General features: G+C 63.6%; 20 protein-coding genes. 16 read left to right on the forward strand and 4 right to left on the reverse strand.

Going from position 1 to position 23,638, the window contains the following annotated elements; all coding sequences use genetic code 11:
- Positions 1 to 387 precede the first annotated feature (387 nt).
- Positions 388 to 1,068: a sugar transferase gene (locus tag JJJ17_RS17945; RefSeq protein ID WP_200688950.1), complete on the forward strand. Its 681-nt coding sequence runs from the start codon at positions 388 to 390 to the stop codon at positions 1,066 to 1,068.
- 96 nt (positions 1,069 to 1,164) lie between these two features.
- Here the strand turns inward: JJJ17_RS17945 and JJJ17_RS17950 are convergent, their stop codons facing one another.
- Complete coding sequence (locus tag JJJ17_RS17950) at positions 1,165 to 1,914, reverse strand: WecB/TagA/CpsF family glycosyltransferase (RefSeq protein ID WP_200688952.1); 750 nt, start codon at positions 1,912 to 1,914, stop codon at positions 1,165 to 1,167.
- 292 nt (positions 1,915 to 2,206) lie between these two features.
- Here JJJ17_RS17950 and JJJ17_RS17955 point away from each other — a divergent pair, with 292 nt between their 5' ends.
- From JJJ17_RS17955 to JJJ17_RS18005, 11 genes are all read left to right on the forward strand, one after another.
- Positions 2,207 to 3,508 (forward strand): efflux RND transporter periplasmic adaptor subunit, encoded by a 1,302-nt coding sequence (locus tag JJJ17_RS17955; RefSeq protein ID WP_200688954.1) that lies wholly within the window; start codon positions 2,207 to 2,209, stop codon positions 3,506 to 3,508.
- 54 nt (positions 3,509 to 3,562) lie between these two features.
- Positions 3,563 to 6,691 carry an efflux RND transporter permease subunit gene (locus JJJ17_RS17960; protein WP_200688956.1) on the forward strand — a complete coding sequence of 1,043 codons (3,129 nt, stop codon included), beginning with the start codon at positions 3,563 to 3,565 and terminating at the stop codon, positions 6,689 to 6,691.
- A 296-nt stretch (positions 6,692 to 6,987) separates the two neighbouring features.
- Positions 6,988 to 7,875: a LysR family transcriptional regulator gene (locus JJJ17_RS17965; protein ID WP_200689064.1), complete on the forward strand. Its 888-nt coding sequence runs from the start codon at positions 6,988 to 6,990 to the stop codon at positions 7,873 to 7,875.
- An 84-nt stretch (positions 7,876 to 7,959) separates the two neighbouring features.
- A complete protein-coding gene (locus JJJ17_RS17970) occupies positions 7,960 to 8,436 on the forward strand; it encodes a formate dehydrogenase subunit gamma (RefSeq protein ID WP_200688958.1) in 477 nt (158 codons plus the stop codon).
- Complete coding sequence (locus tag JJJ17_RS17975; RefSeq protein ID WP_200688960.1) at positions 8,433 to 9,950, forward strand: formate dehydrogenase beta subunit; 1,518 nt, start codon at positions 8,433 to 8,435, stop codon at positions 9,948 to 9,950. The genes JJJ17_RS17970 and JJJ17_RS17975 overlap by 4 nt, the downstream gene beginning before the upstream one ends.
- Positions 9,947 to 10,174, forward strand: coding sequence for a DUF4287 domain-containing protein (locus JJJ17_RS17980; protein ID WP_200688962.1), 228 nt, complete (start codon positions 9,947 to 9,949; stop codon positions 10,172 to 10,174). Before JJJ17_RS17975 ends, JJJ17_RS17980 begins: the two co-directional genes overlap by 4 nt.
- A gap of 4 nt (positions 10,175 to 10,178) precedes the next feature.
- Entirely contained in the window at positions 10,179 to 13,085 is a 2,907-nt protein-coding gene (gene fdhF / locus JJJ17_RS17985; protein WP_200688964.1) for a formate dehydrogenase subunit alpha, read from the forward strand.
- Between the two features lie 4 nt (positions 13,086 to 13,089).
- Positions 13,090 to 13,914 carry a formate dehydrogenase accessory sulfurtransferase FdhD gene (gene fdhD / locus JJJ17_RS17990; protein WP_200688966.1) on the forward strand — a complete coding sequence of 275 codons (825 nt, stop codon included), beginning with the start codon at positions 13,090 to 13,092 and terminating at the stop codon, positions 13,912 to 13,914.
- Positions 13,904 to 14,104, forward strand: a complete 201-nt coding sequence (locus JJJ17_RS17995) for a formate dehydrogenase subunit delta (protein WP_200688967.1) — start codon at positions 13,904 to 13,906, stop codon at positions 14,102 to 14,104. Before fdhD ends, JJJ17_RS17995 begins: the two co-directional genes overlap by 11 nt.
- A 58-nt stretch (positions 14,105 to 14,162) precedes the next feature.
- Entirely contained in the window at positions 14,163 to 15,131 is a 969-nt protein-coding gene (locus tag JJJ17_RS18000) for a diacylglycerol/lipid kinase family protein (protein ID WP_200688968.1), read from the forward strand.
- Positions 15,128 to 15,979, forward strand: coding sequence for a metallophosphoesterase family protein (locus JJJ17_RS18005; RefSeq protein ID WP_200688970.1), 852 nt, complete (start codon positions 15,128 to 15,130; stop codon positions 15,977 to 15,979). The genes JJJ17_RS18000 and JJJ17_RS18005 overlap by 4 nt, the downstream gene beginning before the upstream one ends.
- On the opposite strand, the gene modC is transcribed toward JJJ17_RS18005, so the two are convergent.
- The 3 genes from modC to modA are packed head-to-tail and all read right to left on the reverse strand — an operon-like array spanning position 15,919 to position 18,453.
- Positions 15,919 to 17,007: a molybdenum ABC transporter ATP-binding protein gene (gene modC, locus JJJ17_RS18010; RefSeq protein WP_200689066.1), complete on the reverse strand. Its 1,089-nt coding sequence runs from the start codon at positions 17,005 to 17,007 to the stop codon at positions 15,919 to 15,921. The genes JJJ17_RS18005 and modC overlap by 61 nt on opposite strands.
- Complete coding sequence (gene modB / locus JJJ17_RS18015) at positions 17,004 to 17,702, reverse strand: molybdate ABC transporter permease subunit (RefSeq protein ID WP_200688975.1); 699 nt, start codon at positions 17,700 to 17,702, stop codon at positions 17,004 to 17,006. The genes modC and modB overlap by 4 nt, the downstream gene beginning before the upstream one ends.
- 1 nt (position 17,703) lies before the next feature.
- Positions 17,704 to 18,453, reverse strand: coding sequence for a molybdate ABC transporter substrate-binding protein (gene modA, locus JJJ17_RS18020; protein ID WP_200688977.1), 750 nt, complete (start codon positions 18,451 to 18,453; stop codon positions 17,704 to 17,706).
- A 379-nt stretch (positions 18,454 to 18,832) separates the two neighbouring features.
- On the opposite strand from modA, the gene JJJ17_RS18025 reads away from it, so the two are divergent.
- The 4 genes from JJJ17_RS18025 (at position 18,833) to JJJ17_RS18040 (ending at position 23,459) form a co-directional block, all read left to right on the forward strand.
- Positions 18,833 to 19,864, forward strand: a complete 1,032-nt coding sequence (locus JJJ17_RS18025; RefSeq protein ID WP_200688979.1) for a cysteine synthase A — start codon at positions 18,833 to 18,835, stop codon at positions 19,862 to 19,864.
- A 7-nt stretch (positions 19,865 to 19,871) separates the two neighbouring features.
- Positions 19,872 to 22,280 carry a DUF3772 domain-containing protein gene (locus JJJ17_RS18030; RefSeq protein ID WP_200688981.1) on the forward strand — a complete coding sequence of 803 codons (2,409 nt, stop codon included), beginning with the start codon at positions 19,872 to 19,874 and terminating at the stop codon, positions 22,278 to 22,280.
- Positions 22,281 to 22,469: 189 nt separating this feature from the next.
- On the forward strand, positions 22,470 to 22,919 hold the full coding sequence (locus tag JJJ17_RS18035; protein ID WP_200688983.1) for a hypothetical protein: 450 nt from the start codon (positions 22,470 to 22,472) through the stop codon (positions 22,917 to 22,919).
- Positions 22,920 to 23,018: 99 nt separating this feature from the next.
- Positions 23,019 to 23,459 (forward strand): hypothetical protein, encoded by a 441-nt coding sequence (locus JJJ17_RS18040; protein ID WP_200688984.1) that lies wholly within the window; start codon positions 23,019 to 23,021, stop codon positions 23,457 to 23,459.
- Positions 23,460 to 23,638: the final 179 nt, after the last annotated feature.

Raw genomic sequence — 23,638 nt, forward strand, 5'->3', positions numbered from 1 at the left:
AGCGGTTAGCACTGCCATCTTGACCCGATTCCGCGTCCGAATATCGAATCGAGACAGATTGTTTCGCGGCCATTGCGACCATTCCGCAGCCAGCCAAAACCGGGATACCACTGTGGGTTGTTAGCGCCGAAAAGCATGCCACGCACCGATTGTGGGCGGCCTGTCTTTTTGGCCAGAACAGGCGGAGATTCGCAAATTTACTAAAATTTTCAGTATCTGAGGGAACGCCGGAAGTGGTAAGAACGATGGTGAAGTCCAAGAACTTCGCCGTCGGCCTTGATGGAGTGTAATTTCCGGTCAGGTGACTTGTCTCGAGCTTGAACAACAGGGTTAGAACCAACCCCCTGGCTCGGCGGTGTAGTGTGTTTTGTTAAGAGTGTAGGCATTATGGCTGTTGAATCCCGATCCGTTGCCTTGGTTCAGGCGACTCCCGTTGTTTCTCCGACGAATACGCGGCCCTGGCTGTATCGCAGCCTGTTCAAGCGGCCTTTCGAGGTCGCGCTGGTGCTTCTGGCCAGCCCTGTTGTCGTGCCGCTGATCCTCGTCCTCGCGCTGCTGGTGATGCTGCGCGATGGCGGCAATCCCTTTTTCACGCAACACCGTATCGGCATGGGCGGTCGCAGCTACCGGATGTGGAAGCTGCGCTCGATGGTTGTGGACGCGGACAAGCGGCTGCAGGACTATCTGGACAGCGATCCCGATATTCGCCGCGAATGGGAACTGACCCAGAAACTGCGCAGCGATCCGCGGGTGACCGTTGTGGGCAAGGTGCTTCGCGCCTGCTCGCTGGACGAGCTGCCGCAGCTTTGGAATGTGGTGCGGGGCGAGATGAGCCTTGTCGGCCCGCGCCCGATGCTTCCCGAACAGCAGGCCCTTTATGCCGGCAACGGCTATTACAGGGTCCGTCCGGGCATTACCGGCTTCTGGCAGGTCGCCGGTCGCAACCGCACCTCTTTCGCGGCCCGCGCCTGGTATGACGACCGTTACGAGCGTGATGTCAGCTTCAGCCGTGATCTGGGCATTCTGGTTGCGACCGTCTCGGTCGTGATGCGCCGCACGGGTTGCTGAGTTTAGTCGAAGTTTAAGAGTGACAGTGTTATGTCAAGAGACAGCGGTGCCCTTGGGTGCCGCTGTTTCCGTTTCGGGATATGGTATCGCGGCGTTTCAGGACCGCTGTCTGATCGCGGCCAGCATCTCGCCCGGCAGGATCGCGAAGCATCGGGCATAGCGCGGCACCAGCCGCCCCGGTGCCGACAGCATCCGCCAGGCCCATTCCATCGCGATCCGGCGCACCCATTCCGGCGCGCGGGTCTGGTTGCCCGCCAGAAAATCAAGGCCAGCACCGACCGAGGCAAAGCCGGTCGCCGGTGCCTCGATCAAACCGCGCGCTGCCAGCCGCTCCTGTTTCGGGGCGCCAAGGGCCAGAAAGCACAGGCCCGCGCCGCTATCCCTGACCTGATGCAGCAGATCGCGTGCGGCATCGCTGTCGGGGTCAAAGCCCATCGGCGGCGCGATCCGGGCCGCGATGCGGATGCCGGGGGCCACGGATTGCAGATGAGCCGCCGCCGCATCCAGCGCCGCCGCTGTCGTTCCAACCAGTGCGACCGACACATCGCCCGTCGCCGCCAGCCGCGCCAGCGGGATCACCAGATCCGAGCCCGGCACCAGCGTCACCGGCTTTCGCGCCAGCCGCGACAGCCAGACGATCGGGTTACCATCGGCCACCACCAGATCCTGCCGCGCATAGGCGTTGCGAAAGGCCGGATCGCTGCGCAGCTTCAACAGATGATCAAGATTGATCGTCGCCAGCGCAAAGCCCTGCCGGGCGGCAAAGCGGCGCGACACCTCGGTCAGCAGCGCCGCTTGGTCGGGCATGTTCACGTCGATTGTCTGGCCGTCATAGGAAAAGCGCATCGGGGAACCGGATGAAGCGGAAAACAACAGGCAGGCCAAAGCCCGCGGATATTCCGTTTCTCTGGCCCAAGACGCGGCCTGCCGCAACAGTTCTGTGATGCCATTGACGGTTTTTTCGGCCCATCCGGCATCGCTACTGCCATGTGAAATAGCACTTTTTCCGCAAGTTCGTTTTTCGTTTCACAGGGTGTTGTCCTCGCATCCCGTTAACGATAGCGTGCGCCGAGCAATGCTCCGTTTTCTCACGGAATGCGGCAGCAATCGATTTTATCACTCCTCACGGGCGAACAGCATGACGACGCTGACACGAATCCTTGTTCTTGCCGGTATGGTTTCGGCGTCGCTGCCTGCCCAGCAGGTTATGGCGCAAGAAGGTGGCGAGGCGCCTCCGCCGCAGGTGACCGTGGTCACGCTGAAGGCTGAAGACGCGACGCTGACCTCGTCCCTGCCGGGGCGGGTGGTCGCTTCTGCCGAGGCCGAGCTGAGGCCGCAGGTCAGCGGTCTGATCACCGAGCGACTGTTTGACGAAGGCAGCGCCGTTGCGGCGGGCGATCCGCTGTATCGGATTGATGCCCGCAGCTACGAAGCGGCGATGGCGCAGGCCGAAGCCGCGCTGGCGCAGGCAGTGGCGCAGGCCGATGCCGCCCGCCGCGAGGCAGAGCGGGTCGAGACGCTTCGCGACCGGCGCGTCGCCAGCGAACAGACGCAGGATGCCGCCGTTGCCGCCCGCGATGCCGCGGTGGCTGCGGTGAAGGCAGCCGAGGCGCAGGTTCAGGCGGCGCAGATCGATCTTGACCGGACCACGGTGACCGCGCCCATCGACGGCGTGATCGGTCTGGCGCAGGCCAGCGCCGGTGCGCTGGTCCAGACCGGGCAACCCGATCCGCTGGCGGTGATCCGCAGCATCGATCCGGTGCGTGTGGACGTGACCCAGTCGGCGGCAGAGATCATCCGCTGGCAGCGTCAGGGCCCCGATGCCGCCTTGCCCGAGGGCGTTGACCGCACCGTCACCCTGCGTCTGGCCGATGGTAGCACCTTTGAACATACCGGCACTCTGACCGGGGCCGAGCCGCATGTGGACGAAACGACCGGCGTTGTCACCCTGCGGATGGAGTTCGCCAATCCCGAAGGCGTGCTGCTGCCCGGCATGTATGTGCTGGCCGATATTCCGCAGGGGCAGTTGAAGGGCGTGGTCCTTGCGCCGCAGGAAGGCGTGACCCGCGACCGCCGTGGCCGTCCCGTCGCCTATGTGGTCAATGCCGAGAATATCGTGGAAGAGCGGCTTCTGGATGTCGTGCAGGATCAGGGCAATACCTGGATCGTCCGCGACGGGCTGGCCGATGGTGACCGGATCATCGTGCAAGGTCTGCAACGGATCGGCGCGGGCATGCCCGTGACGCCCGAGGAAGCCACCGCCGCCGATGCCGCGCCCGCCGAAGGTGAGGCGCCTGCTGAAGGTGAAGCGCCCGCAGATGCCGCCGCGCCTGATGCCGCCCCCGCCGAAGACGAAGCTCCGGCAGAAGCCGAAGCCCCGGCAGAGGGCGATGGCGCTTCTGAACAGCAATCCGACGATCAGGCCGGTTCCGGTAACTGATCCCCGTAACGTCGCATCCCGCGATCCGCTCACGCGACCAGAACGAGACCGATCATGGCACGCTTCTTCATCGACAGACCCGTCTTTGCCTGGGTGATCTCGATCCTGATCATGGGGATCGGCATCCTGTCGATCATGACGTTGCCGGTTGCCCAGTATCCGCAGATCGCGCCGCCCTCGGTCACGATCCGCGCGACCTATCCGGGTGCTTCCGCCGATACGGTGTCGAATACCGTGACGCAGGTGATCGAGCAGCAGATGACCGGGCTGGACGGTCTGCGCTATATGTCGTCCAGTTCCACCTCGGCAGGGACGGCGACGACGACCCTGACCTTTGAGACCGGAACCGACCCCGACATCGCGCAGGTGCAGGTCCAGAACAAGCTGTCGCAGGCGACCGCGCTGTTGCCCGAACCCGTGCAGCGGCAGGGATTGCAGGTCGAAAAGGCCACATCGGGCTTTCTGATGGTCATCGGTCTGATCGGGACCGATGAATACGACCAGACCGACCTCAGCGATTATATGGTCACCAACCTTGTCGATGACCTCAGCCGGATCGAGGGGATCGGCTCGGTTCAGGTCTTTGGCGCGCAATATGCGATGCGGATCTGGCTGGACCCGTCAAAGCTGGCCGCTTACGAGCTTGCGCCCTCCGATGTGGTCGCGGCGGTTTCGGCCCAGAACACCCAGATTTCGGCGGGCGCATTTGGCGCGCAACCGGCGATGCCGGGGCAGCAGTTGAACGCCACTGTGACGGCGCAATCGCTTCTTTCGACGCCCGAGGATTTCCGGCAGGTCGTGCTGCGGGCGCAGGAAGATGGCGGGCTGGTCCTGCTACGCGATGTGGCGCGGATCGAGATCGGGGCGGAAAGCTATGCCGCCGACGGCACCTATAACGGGCGTCCTGCGACCGGGATGGCGCTGAGCCTGTCGCCCGGAGCCAACGCGCTGGACACGGCCGAGCGGGTGAAAGAGCGGATGGACGAATTCGCCCAGTTCTTCCCCGAAGGCGTCGAATATGTGATCCCCTTCGATACCTCGCCCTTCGTCGAGATCTCGATTGAAGAGGTGGTGAAGACCCTGGTCGAGGCGATCATTCTGGTCTTCATCGTCATGTATGTGTTCCTGCAGAACTGGCGGGCGACGCTGATCCCGACGCTGGCGGTGCCGATCGTTCTGCTGGGCACGTTCGGGATCATGGCGATGTTCGGCTTTACCATTAACACGCTGACCATGCTTGCCATGGTGCTGGCCATCGGTCTGCTGGTCGATGACGCCATCGTCGTCGTCGAGAACGTCGAACGGATCATGGAGGATGAGGGGCTGGAGCCGCGAGAGGCCACCCGAAAATCCATGGGCCAGATCACCGGCGCGCTGATCGGTATCGCGCTGGTCCTGTCGGCGGTGTTCGTGCCGATGGCCTTCTTCGGCGGCTCGACCGGGGTGATCTATCAGCAATTCGCCATCACCATCGTCTCGGCCATGGGCCTGTCGGTGGTGGTTGCGCTGACGCTGACCCCGGCGCTTTGCGCGTCGATGCTGAAGGCTAAGCAGCATGGCAGCAAGAAGGGCTTCTTCGGCCTGTTCAACCGCAATTTCGACCGGCTTAGCAATGGTTATACCGGCACTGTCGGCTGGATCGTGCGGCGTCCGCTGCGGTCGCTGTTGGTCTATGCGGGCATGGGGGCGGCGGTCGTCTGGCTGTTCACCAATACGCCCGAGGGTTTCCTGCCCGATGAGGATCAGGGGATCATGTTCGTGCTGGTGCAAGGCCCGACCGGCGCCACGACCGAGCGGACCAATGCCGTCATCGACCAGATCGAGAGTTATTTCTTGAACGAGGAAAAGGATTCGGTCGACTCGGTCTTTGGCGTGGCGGGGTTCAGCTTCGCAGGGCAGGGGCAGAACGTCGGCATGGCCTTCGTGCGGCTGAAGGACTGGAAAGACCGTCCCAATCCCGAACAATCGGTGCAGGCCATTGCGGGCCGCGCCTTCCCCGCGCTCAGCGGTATCCGCGATGCGATGGTGTTCCCCATCGTGCCGCCCGCAGTGATCGAGCTTGGCAACGTCTCGGGCTTCGACTTCTACCTGCAGGCGCGGGCCGGACAGACGCATGAGCAGTTGCTGGAAGCGCGCAACATGATGCTGGGCATGGGTCAGGACAGCGGTCTGATCGCGCAGATCATGCCATCGGGGCTGGAGGATGCGGCGCAATACCGGCTGAACGTCGATTGGCGGCAGGCGGGGGCGATGGGCGTCACCGCGACCGATGTGTCGAACCTGCTGCAGATCGCGTGGACCGGGCTTTACGTGAACGACTTCATCGACCGGGGCCGGATCAAGAAGGTCTATGTGCAGGGCGAGGCGGATTCGCGTGCCGCGCCCAGCGATTTCGACAAATGGCGGGTCAGGAATGCCAGCGGTGGTCTGGTGCCGTTCTCGAATTTCTCGGAAGGCGAATGGACCTTCGGGCCGCAGGGTCTGACACGTTATAACGGCATCCCGGCGATGCAGATTCAGGGCAGTCCTTTGCCCGGCGTCAGCTCTGGCGACGGCATGGCCGAGATGGAGCGGATCGCCGGCGAATTGCCACCGGGCTTCGCCATCGCATGGACCGGGCTGTCGCTGGAAGAGCAGGCCTCGGGCGATCAGACGACGCTGCTTTATGCGCTGTCGCTGGCGGCGGTGTTCCTGTGTCTTGCGGCGCTTTATGAAAGCTGGTCGATCCCGCTGGCGGTCATTCTGGTCATGCCCATCGGGATTTTGGGCGCGTTGCTGGGGGCCTTCCTTGGCAAGTTCGACAATGGCGTCTTCTTCCAGGTGGGCCTGCTGACGGTGATCGGTCTGACCGGCAAGAACGCCATTCTGATCGTCGAATTCGCCCGAGAGCAATCGGTCGCGGGCGTGCCGCTGTTCAAGGCGGTGGTCGAGGCCGCGCGGCAGCGTTTCCGCCCGATCATCATGACCTCGATCGCCTTCTCGCTGGGCGTGACGCCGCTGGTCCTGTCCTCGGGCGCGGGCGCCAATGGCCGCAACGCCATCGGCGCGACGGTGCTGGGCGGGACTTTGGCCGCGACGGCCTTTGGCATCCTGTTCGCGCCGCTGTTCTATGTGCTGATGCGGCGGCTTTTGGGCCGCAAGGACAAGTTCGAGGAAACCGACGCCGAACCTGCCGTGCGGTAGGGGGGCCTTCGGTGCGTGCAGAGCACGCACCCTACGCGGGTGAACGTGAGGCGCCCGCCCGGAATCAAGTCGCCCTTGGGCGACGCCGGGCAGTGCCCGACCGCCCGGGAGGGCGGGCACTTCGGTGATGTCGCGCGCTGCAGAAATGTTCGACGGGATGGCGCCATAAAGTGTCCAGAGCGACCGTTGCAGTGCCCACCCGCGGTCGGACACTGCCCTTCGCTCTGCCGATCTGGTGTTGACGATCCGCAGCGATGCAGGTGTTGTCGTCGCAAGCCGGGGCAGGAGGGTATCGCGTGATCGACAAGCTGGAAATGTTCCTTGCCGTCGCCAAGGAAAAGCATTTCGGTCGCGCCGCCACCAGTCTTGGCATTACCCAGCCGACGCTTTCCGCCGGGATCAAGCAGCTTGAGGATCAGCTTGGTGTCCTGCTGATCTTTCGCGGCTCGCGCTTTGGCGGGTTGACGCCGGAAGGGCAGACCGCGCTGATCTGGGCGCGACGGATCGTTGGCGACAGTCGGCAGTTGCGCGAGGAAATGCGGGCGACGCGGCACGGCCTGACCGGGCGTCTGCGGATTGCGGTGATTCCCACCGCGCTGACATGGGCCGCCCGGCTTTCGACCGAATTTGGCCGCATTCACCCGAATGTCGCCTTCACGATCCTGTCACGCACCTCGATCGAGATCCTGCAAATGATCGACGATCTCGAAATCGATGCCGGTATCTCGTATCTGGATAACGAGCCGTTGGGCAAGGTCAGCACCGTTCCGCTTTACGAAGAACGCTATATGATGGTCTGCGAGGCGTCTTCGCCCTTCGCGGGCCGGGACAGCGTCGATTGGTCCGATCTGGCCGGGCAGCGGTTGTGCCTGCTGACTTCGGACATGCAGAACCGCCGGATCATCAACAGAAACCTTTCAAATGCAGGCGCTTCGCCGCAGATCATGATGGAATCGAACTCGACCGTCGTGCTGATCGCGCAGGTGATGGAGGGCGGCTGGATCACCATCCTGTCCGAAGACGTGGCCCATTTTCTGACCGCCGCCAAGCCGCTGAGCCTTGTTCCGATCCGAACCGAGGGCACCGGCCATGCCGTCGGTCTGGTCGCGCCATGGCGTGAACCGCATACGCCGGTCCTTGAAGCGCTGCTCGGCCTGTCGCGTCGGATGGTTAACGATAGGTAATTCCTATCGATTGACGAAACAACGATATTGATTTCGTATCGTTATTAAGGTCTCGTCGTTCATAGAAACGTCGAAAGGCCAGCCATGCATGCAAATGCGCCAGCCCCTGCCGAGGACGAGATCCGGGCCATTGTCGCGCCCATGACCTCGCTCGAAGGGCCACTTCTGCCGATGCTGCACGAATTGCAGCGCATTTATGGCTTCGTGCCCGAAGCTGCGGTGCCGGTGCTGGCCGATGTGCTGAACCTTGGCCGGGCCGAGGTGCATGGCGTCATCAGCTTCTACCACGATTTCCGTGATCACCCGACCGGGCGGCATGTGCTGAAGATCTGCCGGGCCGAGGCCTGTCAGTCGATGGGCGCGAATGCGTTGGCGGAATCCACACTGAAAAAGCTGGGCATCGGCTGGCATGACACCACCTCGAATGGCGCGGTGACGGTCGAGCCGGTCTATTGTCTGGGCATGTGCGCCTGCGCGCCCGCCGCGATGATCGATGGCCGCGTCGTGGGCCGGGTCGATCAGGCGCGGATGCAGCGTTTGCTGGATGAGGCGGGCGCATGAAAATCTATGTTCCTTTGGACAGCGCCGCCAAGGCTTTGGGCGCCGATGATGTGGCCGACGCGATCCGCCGCGAGGCTGCGGCGCGTGGCCTTGACGTGCAGATCGTGCGCAATGGCAGCCGTGGCATGGTCTGGCTGGAGCCGCTGGTGGAAATCGCCACGCCGGAAGGGCGGATCGGCTATGGCCCGGTCTCGGTCGAGGATGTGCCGGCGCTGCTGGACGGCAAGATGGCAAGTCTTGGCCCGGTCGACGAGATTCCGTGGTTCGCGCGACAGACCCGGCTGACCTTCGCCCGCTGCGGGCTGATCGATCCGCTGGATCTGGATGAATACGCGGCTCATGGCGGTCTGGCCGGTTTGCGCCGCGCCATCAGCATGGACCGCGCGGGCATCGTGCAAGAGGTGCTGGACAGCGGTCTTCGCGGTCGCGGCGGTGCGGGTTTCCCGACGGGCATCAAATGGAAGACGGTGATGGATGCGGCAGCACCGCAGAAATACATCGTCTGCAATGCAGATGAGGGCGACAGCGGCACCTTTGCCGACCGGATGATCATCGAGGGCGATCCCTTTACCCTGATCGAGGGTATGACGATTGCCGGTCTGGGTGTTGGCGCCACGCGCGGCTATGTCTATCTGCGCTCGGAATATCCCGATGCGATTGCCATTCTGACCCAAGCGGTGAAGATCGCCCGTCAGCGCGGGATGCTGGGCCATGATGTGCTTGGCTCGGGCCAGGCTTTCGATATGGAGGTCAGGACCGGGGCCGGAGCCTATGTCTGTGGCGAGGAAACCAGCCTGCTGAACAGCCTTGAGGGCAAGCGCGGCACCGTGCGGGCGAAACCGCCGCTGCCCGCGTTAGAGGGTTTTCTGGGCCGTCCGACCATTGTGAACAATGTCATCTCGCTGGCCACTGTCCCGGTGATCTTTGAAAAGGGCGCGAAACATTACGCCGATTTCGGCCTTGGCCGGTCGCGCGGCACCGTGACCTTGCAGATCGCGGGCAATGTCAAGCGTGGCGGGCTGTTCGAGACCGCGTTCGGCGTCAGCCTTGGCGAGGTCGTCAATGATATCGGTGGCGGCACGGCGACGGGCCGTCCGGTCAAGGCGGTGCAGGTGGGCGGGCCTTTGGGGGCCTATATGCCGGTGTCGCGGTTCGATGCGCCGCTGGGCTATGAAGAGATGGACCAGAATGGCGGGCTGATCGGCCATGCTGGGCTGGTCGTCTTTGACGATAGCGTGGACATGCTGCAAATGGCCCGCTTCGCGATGGAATTCTGCGCCGTCGAAAGCTGCGGCAAATGCACGCCATGCCGGATCGGCGCGGTCAGGGGCGTCGAGACCATCGACCGCATCGCGGAAGGTGCGCCGGGGGCAATCGACCTGCTGACCGATCTTTGCGAGACGATGAAGGACGGCTCGCTTTGCGCGCTTGGCGGCTTCACCCCGTTCCCGGTCATGTCCGCCGTCACCCATTTCCCCGACGATTTCGCGACCCACAGGGAGGCCGCAGAATGAGCGATGACAACGGCGGCAAGGTAAAGGGACCGGCCAGCTATTTCCCCTCGATCGAGGCGAAATACGGGCAGCCCATCGCGCATTGGAAGGCGCTGATCGAAGAACAGACCGGCAAGACGCATATGCAGATCGTGGGTTGGCTGAAGGAAGCGCATGGGCTGGGCCACGGCCATGCCAATGCGCTGGTCGCCGATACGCTGCCGAAGACCGGGAAGAAAGGGTAACGCCATGAAGGATTTCATCATCCCGCAATTTGCTCCGGGCGATGACCGCGACATGGGCACGCCTGCACGGACCGGCGCGCCGGTCAGCCTGACCATCGACGGGATCGAGATCACCGTGCCCGAGGGCACCTCGGTCATGCGCGCCGCCGCCGAAGTCGGTGTCGAGGTGCCGAAACTTTGCGCCAGCGACAATATGGAAGCCTATGGTTCCTGCCGCCTCTGCGTGGTCGAGATCGAGGGGCGGCGCGGCACCCCCGCCTCCTGCACCACGCCGGTTGCACCGGGGATGGTGGTACATACCCAATCCGACAAGCTGCGCCGGATGCGGCGCGGGGTGATGGAGCTTTACATCAGCGACCACCCGCTTGACTGCCTGACCTGTTCGGCCAATGGCGATTGCGAATTGCAGGACATGGCCGGGGCCGTGGGCCTGCGCGATGTCCGTTACGAGGCCCCCAAGGGCGGCGCGCTGGACAATCACTTTGCCACCCGTCAGGGCGATCAGCCGAATGCGCTGTATCTGCCCAAGGACGACAGCAACCCCTATTTCAGCTACGACCCGTCGAAATGCATCGTCTGTTCGCGCTGCGTGCGGGCCTGCGAAGAGGTGCAGGGCACATTCGCCCTGACCATCGAAGGCCGGGGCTTTGACAGCCGGGTCAGCGCGGGCGCCAGCCTTGACAGCTTCCTGACATCGGATTGCGTGTCCTGCGGTGCCTGTGTGCAGGCTTGCCCGACGGCGACCCTTCAGGAAAAATCGGTGATCGAGATGGGCACGCCCAAACGCTCGGTCATTACCACCTGCGCTTATTGCGGCGTCGGTTGCAGCTTCAAGGCGGAGCTGAACGGCGACCAGCTTGTCCGCATGGTGCCCTATAAGCACGGCAAGGCGAACCGGGGCCATTCCTGCGTCAAGGGCCGCTTTGCCTATGGCTATGCCCAGCACAAGGACCGCATCCTGAAGCCGATGATCCGTGACCAGATCAGCGATCCGTGGCGCGAGGTCGAATGGGACGAGGCGCTGCAATTCACCGCCGACCGGCTGCGCGGTATTCAGCAGAAATATGGCCGCCGTTCCGTTGGCGTGATCACCTCCAGCCGTTGCACCAATGAGGAAACCTTTCTGGTGCAAAAGCTGACGCGGGCGGTGTTCATGAACAACAACACCGATACCTGCGCGCGGGTCTGCCATTCGCCGACCGGCTATGGCTTGGGCAAGACCTATGGCACCTCCGCCGGGACGCAGGATTTCGACAGCGTTGCTGAGACCGATGTGGTGATGATCATCGGCGCCAACCCGACCGACGGGCACCCGGTCTTTGCCAGCCGCCTGAAAAAGCGTCTGCGTCAGGGGGCCAAGCTGATCGTGGTCGATCCGCGCCGCACCGATATCGTCCGCTCGGCCCATATCGAGGCGTCCCATCACCTGCCGCTGAAACCCGGCACCAATGTCGCCGTGGTCACCGCCATGGCGCATGTGATCGTGACCGAGGGGCTGTTCGACGAGGATTTCATCCGCACCCGCTGCGATTGGGACGAGTTCCAGTTCTACGTCGATTTCGTCAAAGATCCCCGCCATGCGCCCGAAGCGATCGAGGCGATGACTGGCGTTCCCGCAGCCGATCTTCGCGCGGCGGCCCGGCTTTACGCGACCGGCGGCAATGGCGCGATCTATTACGGGCTGGGCGTGACCGAACACAGCCAAGGCTCGACCACGGTGATCGGCATCGCCAACCTTGCCATGCTGACCGGCAATATCGGTCGCCCCGGCGTGGGCGTGAACCCGCTGCGCGGTCAGAACAACGTGCAGGGTTCCTGCGACATGGGCAGCTTCCCGCATGAATTGCCCGGCTATCGCCATGTGAAACTGCCCGAGGTCCGCGCGATCTTTGAGAACGCATGGGGCGTGGAAATCGACCCGGAACCGGGTCTGCGCATCCCGAACATGCTGGATGCCGCGGTCGAGGGCACCTTCAAGGGCCTTTATTGCCAGGGCGAGGATATCCTGCAATCGGATCCGGATACGCATCACGTGGCCTCTGGCCTTGCGGCGATGGAATGCGTGATCGTTCACGATCTTTTCCTGAACGAGACCGCGAATTACGCCCATGTCTTCCTGCCGGGCTCGTCCTTCCTTGAAAAGAACGGCACCTTCACCAATGCCGAGCGGCGGATCAACATGGTCCGCAAGGTGATGGCGCCGAAAAACGGCTATGAGGATTGGGAAGTCACCCAGTTGCTGGCCAATGCCCTTGGCGCGAACTGGACCTATACCCATCCGTCGCAGATCATGGACGAAATCGCCGCGACCACGCCCAGCTTTGCCGGGGTGAATTACGAGATGCTGGAGGTCGCGGGCTCGGTCCAGTGGCCCTGCAACGAGGATGCGCCCGAAGGCACGCCGCTGATGCATGTGGACGGTTTCGTGTCCGGCAAGGGGCATTTCATGGTCACCGAATATGTGGCGACCGATGAACGCACCGGCCCGCGCTTCCCGCTGCTGCTGACCACCGGCCGGATCCTGACGCATTACAATGTCGGCGCGCAGACCCGCCGCACCGATAACGTGGTCTGGCACCCCGAGGATATGCTGGAAATCCATCCCCATGACGCCGAACAGCGTGGCGTGAAAGAGGGGGATTGGGTCCGTCTGGCCTCTCGCGCCGGGGAGACCACCTTGCGCGCCCGGCTGACGGACCGGGTGGCGACCGGCGTTGTCTATACCACCTTCCACCACCCGGCCACGCAGGCCAATGTCGTCACCACCGATTTCTCGGACTGGGCCACCAATTGCCCGGAATTCAAGGTGACGGCGGTGCAGGTCAGCCCGTCGAACGGACCGACGGACTGGCAGGAACGCTATAACGAGCAGGCAGAATTGTCGCGTCGAATCCTACCAGCGGCGGAGTAACCGAATGCATCTTCCCAAACCCCTTGGCTCGGTCAGGGCCGATCATCATCGTTCGAACCGCGCGTTGGCCGTGGCCCGCGTGCTGCCGGAAGAGACCGCGATTGCGATGGTCTATAACGGCACCACCCATGCGGTGATGATGGCGACCCCTGCCGATATCGAGGATTTCGCCATTGGCTTTTCGCTGACCGAAGGCATCGTGACCGACCTGTCGCAGATCACCTCGACCGAGGTGGAACTGCATCCGAAGGGTATCGAGGCGCGGCTGTGGCTGACCGATGAACGCGCCGACGCGCTGGCCCATCGCCGCCGCACCTTGGCCGGGCCGGTGGGCTGCGGTCTGTGCGGGATCGATTCCTTGGAAGAGGCGATGCGCCCTTTGCCCGATCTGACCGGCGTCGGCCCGATCCTGACCGTGGATGAGATCAGTCAGGCGACCGATGCTTTGCGCAAATGGCAGCCTTTGCATGATCGCAGCAAGGCGGTTCACGCAGCGGGTTTTCTGCTGCCGGGGCAGGGCATCGTCATGGCGCGCGAGGATGTGGGCCGCCACAATGCGCTGGACAAGCTGATTGGCGCGATGGCGCGGGCGGGTGTCGATCCGTCGCAGGGCGCGTTCGTGCTGACCAGCCGCGTCTCTACCGAGATGGTGCAGAAGACGGCGATGGCCGGTTGCGGGATCATCATCGCGGTTTCCGCGCCGACGCTGCATGCGCTGCGGCTGGCCAAGGATGCCGGGATCACGCTGGCCGCCTTTGCGCGGGGCGAGGGCTTCGATCTCTTTTCTCATACGGCGAAACTTGACGGGAAGGTTCCGCATGTCGCCTGAGAAGATGATCATGATGGCGAACCAGATTGCCACTTTCTTCAACAGCCAGCCCGGCGACCGGGCTGACAAGGTGGCCGATCACCTGCGCGATTACTGGGAACCGCGCATGCGCGATCAGTTGCGGCAGTATATCGCCGATGGTGGTCAGGGACTTGATCCGCTTGTGACCGAGGCCAGCGCAAGACTGTGAAACCCGAACGCGTCTCGCGGGTTGCGTGACTGAAGTCTTCAGTCATGGATTTGCAAGCATGTTGGATCAAGAACCGCCTTTCGATCTGTCCCGATCCAGACTGTGCGTCATCCGTAACAAAGGCTCCGGCAAGTCCGACGATCAGGCCGAGATCAAGGCGATCACCGATGGCTTGCAGCCCCATGTCGCCCATTTCGAGATGCGCCAGACCGATGATGGCGCAAGCCTGATCGACATCGCAGCCGAGGCCGTGCGTGACGGCTTTGACGTGATCGTGGCGGCGGGCGGTGACGGCACGCAATCCGCTGTGGCAGGCGCGGTCGCGGGCAGCGACGCGATCATGGGGGTTCTGCCCGGCGGCACCTTCAACTATTTCGCCCGCGATCTGGGCGTGGGCGAGACGATCGAGGACGCATTGGCGACCTTGCGCAATGCCCGTCCGGTGCCGGTCGATATCGGCCAGATCGAAAATCTGGTGTTTCTGAACAATGTCAGTCTGGGTGCCTATCCGCATATCCTGAAAACCCGCGAGAAGATTTACAAAAGATGGGGCCGGTCCCGCATCGCCGCCTATTGGTCGGTGATGGTTGCGGTCCGCCGCTTGCGCGATCCGATGAACCTTACCGCCCGCGTCGATGGCGAGACCCGCCATTTCAACACCGCCTTGGCCTTCATCGCCCGCAGCGCCTATCAGCTTGACAGCTTCGGGCTGGACGGGGCCGATGCCATTCGCGACGGCAATTTCGCCGTGCTGATCGCACGGGCCAGAAAGCCCATTCCGCTGATGCGTTCGGCCTTGCGGCTGGCGGTGGGGCTAAGCGCCAAAGACAGCGATTTCGATCTGCTGATTACCGACGAACTGACCATCGAGACCGGCCGCGCCCAGCAATTGATCGCCCATGACGGCGAAAAGACCATGATGGCCAGCCCGTTCAATCTGAAGGTCTGGCATGACGGCCTGCGGGTGCTGTTGCCCGCGGATGGCGAGGACAAGACCGAAAATCGGCCCGGGGACAAGGTTTCGTGACCCGGATACTGCATCTTTCGGACCTGCATTTCGGCTTTCATCGCAAGGAACTGATCGGCCCGCTTCTGGACCGGATCAACCGGGCGCGGGCGGATATTGTCGTGGCGACCGGCGATCTGACCCATCGGGGGCGGCCCGGCCAATATGAGAAAGCGGCAGAGTTTCTGGAGCGGATCACCGCGCCGGTCATGTGCGTTCCGGGCAATCATGATGTGCCGCTTTATAACGTGCCGGTGCGGTTTCTGCTGCCCTATTCCGGCTACAAACAGAATATCAGCGCCGAGCTTGCACCGACCATGCAATCGGGTCAGGTGCGGGTTCTGGGGCTGAACAGCGTCGATCCGTTCCGGGTCCAGCGCGGCGTGATCCGCGAAGGGCAGATCGGGCGGGTGATCGGCAGCCTTGACCCGCTCTCCACGAATATCCTCGCCCTGCATCACCCGTTGGAGCAATTGCCGCAGGTGGACAAGGAGCTGTCCCGCCGCGCGCCCGAAGCCTTGGCGCGGCTGGAACAGGCAGGCGTGCATATTGTGCTGTCGGGGCATCTGCATGTCTGGGCCTCGGATGCCTTGCTGGCCCGCACCGCCCATCCGAAAGTCCTGCAAATACAGGTAGGTACGGCGCTTTGTGCAAGGCTGGACGACCGGCAGAACGAATTTGCGGTGCTGGATATCGACGGCACCGAATTAACCGTCGAACGCCATATCGCGCCCATGGACCAGCCCGATTTTCAGCCGCCGCTGATCCAGCGCTATTCCCGGGCCAGTGGCATCTGGGAAGGCTTCGATCAGGATTCGGACATTCCGATACTGCCCGGCGCGACCGAGACGGTCTTCAGCACCGCATAGACCGGCTTGCCCGGCGCCAGCGCCAGCGCATTGGCCGAGCGGGTGGTGATCCGCGACAGGATCACCTCGGGGCCAGCATCCAGCCTGACCAGAATGCCGCCATCCGTCGCCGTCAGATCGCGGACCGAGGCGGCAAGAATGTTCAGCGCCGAAATCCCCTCGGGCCGCTGCAAGGCCAGCATCACATCCTGCGCCAAAATCCGCAGCCGCAGATCGCGCCCCTGCGGCAGATCGGTGCGGGCCAGCCAGAGCGGCCCTGCGGCGCTGTCCACGCGGGTCAGGCCATCCTCTTGCCCGGCGACGCGGGCGGTCAGGATCGCCCCTGCCTCTCGCAGTCCCAGAAGCGGCGCGGTGGCGGGGTCGGAGAGGATCTGGGCGGCGGGGCCCGAGGCGGTGATGCGGCCATCGCGGATCAGGGCGACGGTGGTGGCAAGGCGGGCGACCTCGGCGGGGGAATGGGTGACGTAGAGGATCGGCAGCCGCGTCTCGTCCCGCAGGCGTTCGAGATAGGGCATGATCTCGGCCTTGCGCGCCTCGTCCAGCGCGGCAAGCGGTTCGTCCATCAGCAGCATGCGCGGGCGCGACAGCATGGCGCGGCCAAGGGCTACGCGCTGTCTTTCGCCCCCGGACAGGGCGCCGGGGCGGCGGGTCAGCAGGTGGCCGATGCCCAGAAGCTCGATAATCCGCGCGAAATCAATGGTATCGGTGCGGGATTTGCCGAACCAGCGACCGTAAAGCAGGTTCTGGCGGACGGTCAGATGCGGGAACAGGCGGGCATCCTGAAAGACATAGCCGATGCCGCGACGATGCGGGGCAAGGAAGGTGCGGGTATTGCTGTCGGAAAGCGTGGTGCCGCCGACCTTGATCCGCCCGGCATCGGGGCGCATCAGCCCGGCGACGGCATTGACGATGGTGGTCTTGCCCGATCCCGATTGCCCGAAAAGCGCGGTCAGCCCGGCCGGGGCGTCCAGCCGCGCGTCAAGCTCGAAGCCGGGGAAGTGGTGGCGGATATCGACGCTGAGCATCAGCCGCCCCTTATCCGGCGGGCGACGGCGCGGGCGATCCCTTCCGACAGGAACAGCGCGCCCATCGCCACGGCAACCGCGATCAGCACCAGCCGCCCGGCAGAGCTTTCGCCGCCCGGCACCTGCAGGAAGGCATAGATGGCCGAGGGCAGGGTTTGGGTCTGGCCGGGGATGTTCGACACGAAGGTAATGGTCGCGCCAAATTCGCCCATCGCCTTGGCGAAGGCCAGCACCATGCCCGCAAGAATGCCGGGGATGATCAGCGGCAGCGTGACGGTGGCAAAGACCCACAGGCGTGATGCGCCAAGGGTCGAGGCGGCCTGTTCCAGTTTCGGATCTACCGCCTCGATGGCAAGGCGGATGGCGCGGACCAGCAGCGGAAAGGCCATGATCGCGGCAGCCAAGACCGCGCCGGTCCAGCGGAAGGCAAAGACGATGCCGAACCACTGATCAAGAAACTGCCCGACCGAGCCTCTGCGTCCGAAGGTCAGCAGCAACAGATAGCCGGTGACCACCGGCGGCAGGACCAGCGGCAGATGCACCAGCCCGTTCAGCAGCCCATGCCCCGGAAAGCGCCAGCGGGCCAGCGCATAGGCGATGAAGATGCCGAAAGGCAGGCTCGCCAGCACCGCCACGGTCGAAACCTTCAGCGACAGTGCGACGGCCTGCCATTCCTGCGGTGTCAGCCAGTCCGTCAAATCAATCCGTTACCGTAAACCCATGCTTCTCGAAGATCGCATCGGCGGCGTCGCCCGACAAGGCGTCATAGAAGGCGCGGTCGGCGTCGTCCGCGGCATTGGTCAGCAGCGCGGCGGGATAGGTGATGGTCGGATAGCTGTCGGCGGGGAAAGTGCCGACGATGGTGACGTTATCCTCGGCCGCCGCATCGGTGGCATAGACGATGCCGTAAGGTGCCTCGCCGGTCGCCACCAGTGCAAGGGCGGCGCGGACATTGTCGGATTGCGCGACATCGGCCGACACCGCGTCCCATTGGCCAAGCGTTTCCAGCGCGGCCTTGCCATATTGGCCCGCAGGCACGGAATCGACCAGTGCCATGGCCAGTTTGCCGCCGTCGAGGAGTGCGGTGAAATCGGTCTCTGGCGTGATCTCGACCGGCGCGGCGTCCGTGCCGTGGCCGATCAGGACCAACGTATTGCCAAGCAGGTCAGTGCGCTGGCCGTCGGCGATCAGGTCGGCCTTTTCGACCTCATCGACCCATTCGGTATTGGCCGAGATGAAGATATCGGCGGGCGCGCCCTCGATGATCTGCTTGGCCAGCGCGTTGGAGCCGGCATAGGAGATGGTGACGGTGTTGCCGGTTTCCTCGGTATATCCGGCGGCAACCTCGTCCAGCGCATTTTTCAGCGAGGCGGCGGCGAAGACACTGACATCCTCGGCAAAAGCGGGGGCGGCAGAGATCAGCAGGGCGATCAGGGCAGGACGGAGCATGGGAACCTCGTTCGATATGTTTGGGAAAGCCTATCGTCGCAACGGCGCGGGCGGCAAGGGTTATTTCTGTTGAAACATATCCATGATGGGGAAGGTATCGGCCAAAGAGAGCAAGGGCAGGGCACAGCCGTGGATGGGCACCTGCAACAGGCGTTCTGCGCGCTTTATCGTGCCACCCCGTCGAGCATATTTGTGGCGCGGGACGGTGACGAAGTGCCCAGCCGGGGGGCGGCTGAGCACTGCCCGGCGTCGCCCAAGGGCGACTTGATTCCGGGCGGGCGCTTTCGTGTCCAGCGATAAACACGGGCAGGGCGGGGTTGTGCCGCGCGGCCCGGCATGTGTAGGTATTCGAAACACTTGCGAATGAAGGTCGAAGGCCATGCGAATCTGCTCTGACCTTGCCGAGGCGATCGGCAACACCCCTCTGATCCGGCTGCGCCGCGCCAGCGAGGAGACGGGCTGCGAAATCCTTGGCAAGGCCGAATTCATGAATCCGGGCCAGTCGGTCAAGGACCGCGCCGCGCTGTATATCATCCGCGACGCGGTGGCGCGGGGCGCGCTGAAGCCCGGCGGCACGATCGTCGAGGGCACGGCGGGCAATACCGGGATCGGTCTGGCGCTGGTCGGTGCCTCGATGGGCTTTCGCAGCGTCATCGTGATCCCCGAGACGCAGAGTCAGGAAAAGAAGGACATGCTGCGGCTGGCTGGTGCCACGCTGGTCGAAGTGCCCGCAGCGCCCTACAAGAACCCCAACAACTATGTCCGCTATTCAGGCCGTCTGGCCGAGGCATTGGCGCGGACCGAGCCGAACGGCGCGATCTGGGCCAATCAGTTCGACAATGTGGCGAACCGTCAGGCGCATGAGGAAACCACCGGGCCGGAGATCTGGGAACAGACGAACGGCAAGGTCGACGGCTTCATCTGCGCGGTCGGCTCGGGCGGGACGCTGGCCGGGGTGGCGATGGCGCTGCAACCCAAGGGCGTGAAGATCGGACTGGCCGATCCCGAGGGGGCGGCGCTTTATTCCTTCTATACGACGGGCGAGTTCGACAGCCCCGGAAGCTCGATCACCGAAGGCATCGGGCAGGGGCGGATCACCGCGAACCTTGAGGGCTTCACCCCCGATTTCAACTATCGCATCCCCGATGCCGAGGCGCTGCCGGTAGTCTTCGATCTGTTGAAGGAAGAAGGGCTGTGCCTTGGCGGCTCTTCGGGGATCAATGTGGCGGGTGCGATCCGCATGGCGCGGGACATGGGACCGGGCCATACGATTGTCACGGTCCTGTGTGACTATGGAACCCGCTATCAGACGAAGCTGTTCAACCCCGAATTCCTGCGGGCCAAGGGGTTGCCGGTTCCCGACTGGCTGACCCGGTCCGCGCCCGAACTGCCGGAAGTCTTCGAAGGCTAGATAACACATGCTACGTGCCCTGCTGGCGGTTCTGCTGACCGTCTTTACCCTGCTGGTGACCCCTGTCGTCGCGCAGGAAAGCCAAGCGCTTGATTACGACGCCTGGAACCGTGTCTCCGAACGGGCCGAGAGGCTGCTGGATGGCGGCGATGCCAGTGACGAGGCTTTGTCCAGCACGCGCGATGCGCTGGTCCAGTGGCGGGGCCGATTCCAGGACGGGCAGAACGTCAATGGCGACCGCATCGGGGCCATTCGCCAGCAGATCGAGGCGCTTGGCCCGCCGCCGGCGGAAGGCGCCTCCGAGGACGAGGAAATCGCCAATCGCCGGGGCGAGCTGAACAAACAGCTATCCGAGCTGCAGTCGCCACGGCTGGCGGCGGTCGAGGCGCTGAGTCAGGTCAATTCGCTGATCGGCCGTCTGGACGAGGAACGGGCCGAGCGTCAGGCGCAGGAAATGGCGCGGCTGGCGCCGTCGCCTCTGCTGCCCTCAAGCTGGTCCGAGGCGGGCAAGACCGGGCTGGAACTGGCCGAGGGGTTTGGCAAGGAACTGGTCTCGACCGAAGAGCGCGAACAGAAATGGCAGGGATTGCGTGAACGGCTTCCCGCTGCTTTGGCCTATATCATCGGCGCGCTGGCGCTGCTGACGCTGGGCCGCCGCTGGATCGGGTCGCTGCCGTCGCGGCTGTCGGCACGGGCGACCGATCATTCGCGGGCGGTGGTGGCGTTCATCACCTCGCTGGGCCAGATCGCCATTCCGATGCTGGGTGTGTTCCTGCTGATCCGTGGTCTGAAGGAAACCGCGCTGCCCGGACCGTGGACGACGCCGCTGCTGGACGTGGTGCCGCAGGCGGCGGTGATCCTGTTCTCGGGGCTGTGGCTGGGGCGGACGCTGTTCCCGCGTCGGGCGATTGCCTATGACACGTTGCAGATGCGCGAGGCTGACCGCAACAAGGCGCGGCGGATGACCATCCTGCTGTCGGTCACCTATGCCGTCCATTACATTCTGGCCTATGCGATCCTGCCCCCCGCCGGGATCTATCAGCTTCACGGCGCGTCGCAGGACCGGGTGCCGCTGGAAATCACGGAAGCGTCGGCCTCGGTCTGGCATTTCGCGCTGATCCTGGTGGCCGGGCTGGCGCTGTTCCGGCTGGGAACGGTGCTGCGGGCGCTGGTCAAGCGTGACGATGCAAGCGCGCTGCCGCTGCGCCACCGAATTCTGTCATGGGCGGGGATGCTGACGCGGATCGTCATCGTCATCGCGCTGCTGTTCGCGGCGACCGGGTTTATCAATCTGGGCAATCTGTTCACATGGCCATGGGCGCTGTCGATCGCGCTGATCGGTGTGCTGATCCTGCTGCAGGATTTCACCGCCGATCTGTTCAGCATGCTGAAGCGCGGCGAAGAGGGCGCGCGGGACGGGTTGATCCCGCTGCTGATCGGCTTCCTGCTGGTGCTGCTGTCGATCCCGCTGTTCATGGTCATCTGGGGCTCGACCGGCACCGACCTGAGCGAGCTGTGGACCCGAATCCAGACCGGGATGAGCTTTGGCGGCATCCGGTTGTCGCCGGGATCGGTGCTGACCTTCGTGGTCGTCTTTACCATCGGCTATATGCTGACGCGCGGGATTCAGGGTGGCCTGAAAAATTCGATCCTGCCGAAAACCCGGATCGATGCAGGCGGGCAGAACGCGGTGGTTTCGGGTGTCGGCTATGTGGGGATTTTCCTTGCCGGTCTGATGGCGGTCACCTCGGCGGGGATCGATCTGTCGTCGATCGCCATCGTCGCCGGTGCCCTGTCGGTCGGTATCGGTTTCGGCCTGCAGAATATCGTGTCGAACTTTGTCTCCGGGATCATCCTGCTGATCGAGCGTCCGGTCAGCGTCGGCGACTGGATCGATGCGGGCGGGCAGCAGGGGATCGTCAAGCGGATCTCGGTCCGCTCGACCGAGATCGAGACCTTCGACCGGACCGAGGTGATCGTTCCGAACAGCGATTTGATCTCGCAGCCGGTGACGAACTGGACCCGGCACAGCAAGATCGGGCGGATCATCATTCCGGTGGGCGTCAGCTATGATGCCGATACGCGGAAGGTGGCGCAGATACTGCGCGACATCATCGAGGATCAGCCGCTGGTGACCATTGATCCGGCGCCATCGGTGCTGTTCCGGGGGATCTCGGTCGATACGCTGAATTTCGAGATCCGGGCGTTCCTGTCCGATATCGGCTCGGGGCTGGGCGTTACCTCCGAGGTCTATCACCAGATCGTCGAGCGGTTCAAAGCCGAGGGGATCGGCGTGCCGTTCACCACCCGCGACAACTGGTCGAAAGCGGCGGATCTGCCGGAAGCGGGCGAGCATGGTCCGGCGGACCCGACCGCGCCGGAGTTTCGTCAGGATGAGGCCGACGACGGGCGGTAGTGCGCGGAACGTGGGGCGCGGTGCGTGCGGAGCACGCACCCTACGGGATCTCGTGGGCTTTTGGGGCGGCGTTTTGGTTGCAGGATTTGACAAAGCGAAATTCGCACCGCAGGCTGAGGCGGGGCGGGCTTTGTGGATGGTGCGTGTCTCTCGTGCCGGGTTTGCCCGCGAATAGGGGAGAAGATTGCCATGAAACTGTCCGACATGTTCTCTACTCTGGCCGAGAACGCCCGCAATTTCGAACAGCGTGCGACCGAATGGCAGAGCGAGATGACCTCGCGCAATGAAGATATGATGGCCGGGGCGCGCAAATGGCAGGAAACTGCGTTGCAGCGTCAGGAAGAGGTCAACAAACAGGTTCGCACCTATTTCGAGGATGCGGGCGAGAATGTCCGCAGCCAATGGCAGACCATGCAAACCGCGTGGGAGGACCAGTTCCAGCAGATGCGCGAAAAGGGCGAGGAAATGCGGGCCTCGGCGCTGAAGAGCGGGCATTTCCCGGACTGGGCAGAAGCCTATGCCGCGCAGATGGTGGCCTTTGCCCAGAAGATGCAGGACGAGGCCGCGAATGCGATTGCGGCTGCGACCGAGGCTCGGGGTAGCTCTGGCTCGGGCGGGTCGAAGACCAAGAAGGGCTGAGCCTTTTTCAGTAAGCGGATGATTTTGACCACGGCGCTGCGGGAACGCGGCGGCGTGGTTGGAAGTTGGACAGAGTGGTTTTTCACAGGAGAGTTGCAGATGAAGCTTTCGGATATGCTGGCCAATCTGGCGCGCAGCGCACAGGATTTCGAGAAACGGGCGTCGAAGTGGCAGGAAGATTTGCGCAGCCGCAATGACGAGATGAAGGCCAATGCGCAGGAATGGTGGGACAATGCCGCCGCGCGCGAGAAGGAACTGGACGCCCAGATCAAGCAGTATTTCGACGATGCCAGTGATCAGGTGAAGGCGCAGTGGTCGAAGGCCAAGACCGACTGGGACAGCGAAGTGTCCAAGATCAAGGCCAAGGGCGAAGCCTGGCGGGCGGAAGCGGACAAGCTGAGCAAGGAAGACATGGCCGACTGGTCCGAGGCCTATGCCGCGAACATGGTCGCCTATGCCCAGCAGGTGCAGGAAGAGGCGAACAAGGCCGTGGCCGCCGCCGCCGAAGCCCGCGCTGCCGCCAACGAGACTCAGGCCTGAGACGCGTTTTCAGGGAATCGGGTGCCCGTTGCAGCATGCTGCGGCGGGCATTTTTCATGGCCTGGCGGCGGTGATTCCGGGGTGTTGCGCAATGCGTGCGCTGCGGGTGTTGCGTGGATTAAGGCTTTGTTCGGTAAGGGTAATAAAAGCTGAACGGCGCAATTTACGGTTTATTCTTT

Origin of the sequence: Paracoccus caeni (genome assembly GCF_016629665.1) — a bacterium.
Taxonomy (GTDB): domain Bacteria; phylum Pseudomonadota; class Alphaproteobacteria; order Rhodobacterales; family Rhodobacteraceae; genus Paracoccus; species Paracoccus caeni.

Bases quoted from the DNA above. Each gene is read 5' to 3' on its own strand.
- JJJ17_RS17945 (WP_200688950.1), top strand. From the start codon at position 388: ATGGCTGTTGAATCCCGATCCGTTGCCTTGGTTCAGGCGACTCCCGTT.
- JJJ17_RS17950 (WP_200688952.1), bottom strand. From the start codon at position 1,914: ATGCGCTTTTCCTATGACGGCCAGACAATCGACGTGAACATGCCCGAC.
- JJJ17_RS17955 (WP_200688954.1), top strand. From the start codon at position 2,207: ATGACGACGCTGACACGAATCCTTGTTCTTGCCGGTATGGTTTCGGCG.
- JJJ17_RS17960 (WP_200688956.1), top strand. From the start codon at position 3,563: ATGGCACGCTTCTTCATCGACAGACCCGTCTTTGCCTGGGTGATCTCG.
- JJJ17_RS17970 (WP_200688958.1), top strand. From the start codon at position 7,960: ATGCATGCAAATGCGCCAGCCCCTGCCGAGGACGAGATCCGGGCCATT.
- JJJ17_RS17975 (WP_200688960.1), top strand. From the start codon at position 8,433: ATGAAAATCTATGTTCCTTTGGACAGCGCCGCCAAGGCTTTGGGCGCC.
- JJJ17_RS17980 (WP_200688962.1), top strand. From the start codon at position 9,947: ATGAGCGATGACAACGGCGGCAAGGTAAAGGGACCGGCCAGCTATTTC.
- fdhF (WP_200688964.1), top strand. From the start codon at position 10,179: ATGAAGGATTTCATCATCCCGCAATTTGCTCCGGGCGATGACCGCGAC.
- fdhD (WP_200688966.1), top strand. From the start codon at position 13,090: ATGCATCTTCCCAAACCCCTTGGCTCGGTCAGGGCCGATCATCATCGT.
- JJJ17_RS17995 (WP_200688967.1), top strand. From the start codon at position 13,904: ATGTCGCCTGAGAAGATGATCATGATGGCGAACCAGATTGCCACTTTC.
- JJJ17_RS18000 (WP_200688968.1), top strand. From the start codon at position 14,163: ATGTTGGATCAAGAACCGCCTTTCGATCTGTCCCGATCCAGACTGTGC.
- modA (WP_200688977.1), bottom strand. From the start codon at position 18,453: ATGCTCCGTCCTGCCCTGATCGCCCTGCTGATCTCTGCCGCCCCCGCT.
- JJJ17_RS18025 (WP_200688979.1), top strand. From the start codon at position 18,833: ATGCGAATCTGCTCTGACCTTGCCGAGGCGATCGGCAACACCCCTCTG.
- JJJ17_RS18030 (WP_200688981.1), top strand. From the start codon at position 19,872: ATGCTACGTGCCCTGCTGGCGGTTCTGCTGACCGTCTTTACCCTGCTG.
- JJJ17_RS18035 (WP_200688983.1), top strand. From the start codon at position 22,470: ATGAAACTGTCCGACATGTTCTCTACTCTGGCCGAGAACGCCCGCAAT.
- JJJ17_RS18040 (WP_200688984.1), top strand. From the start codon at position 23,019: ATGAAGCTTTCGGATATGCTGGCCAATCTGGCGCGCAGCGCACAGGAT.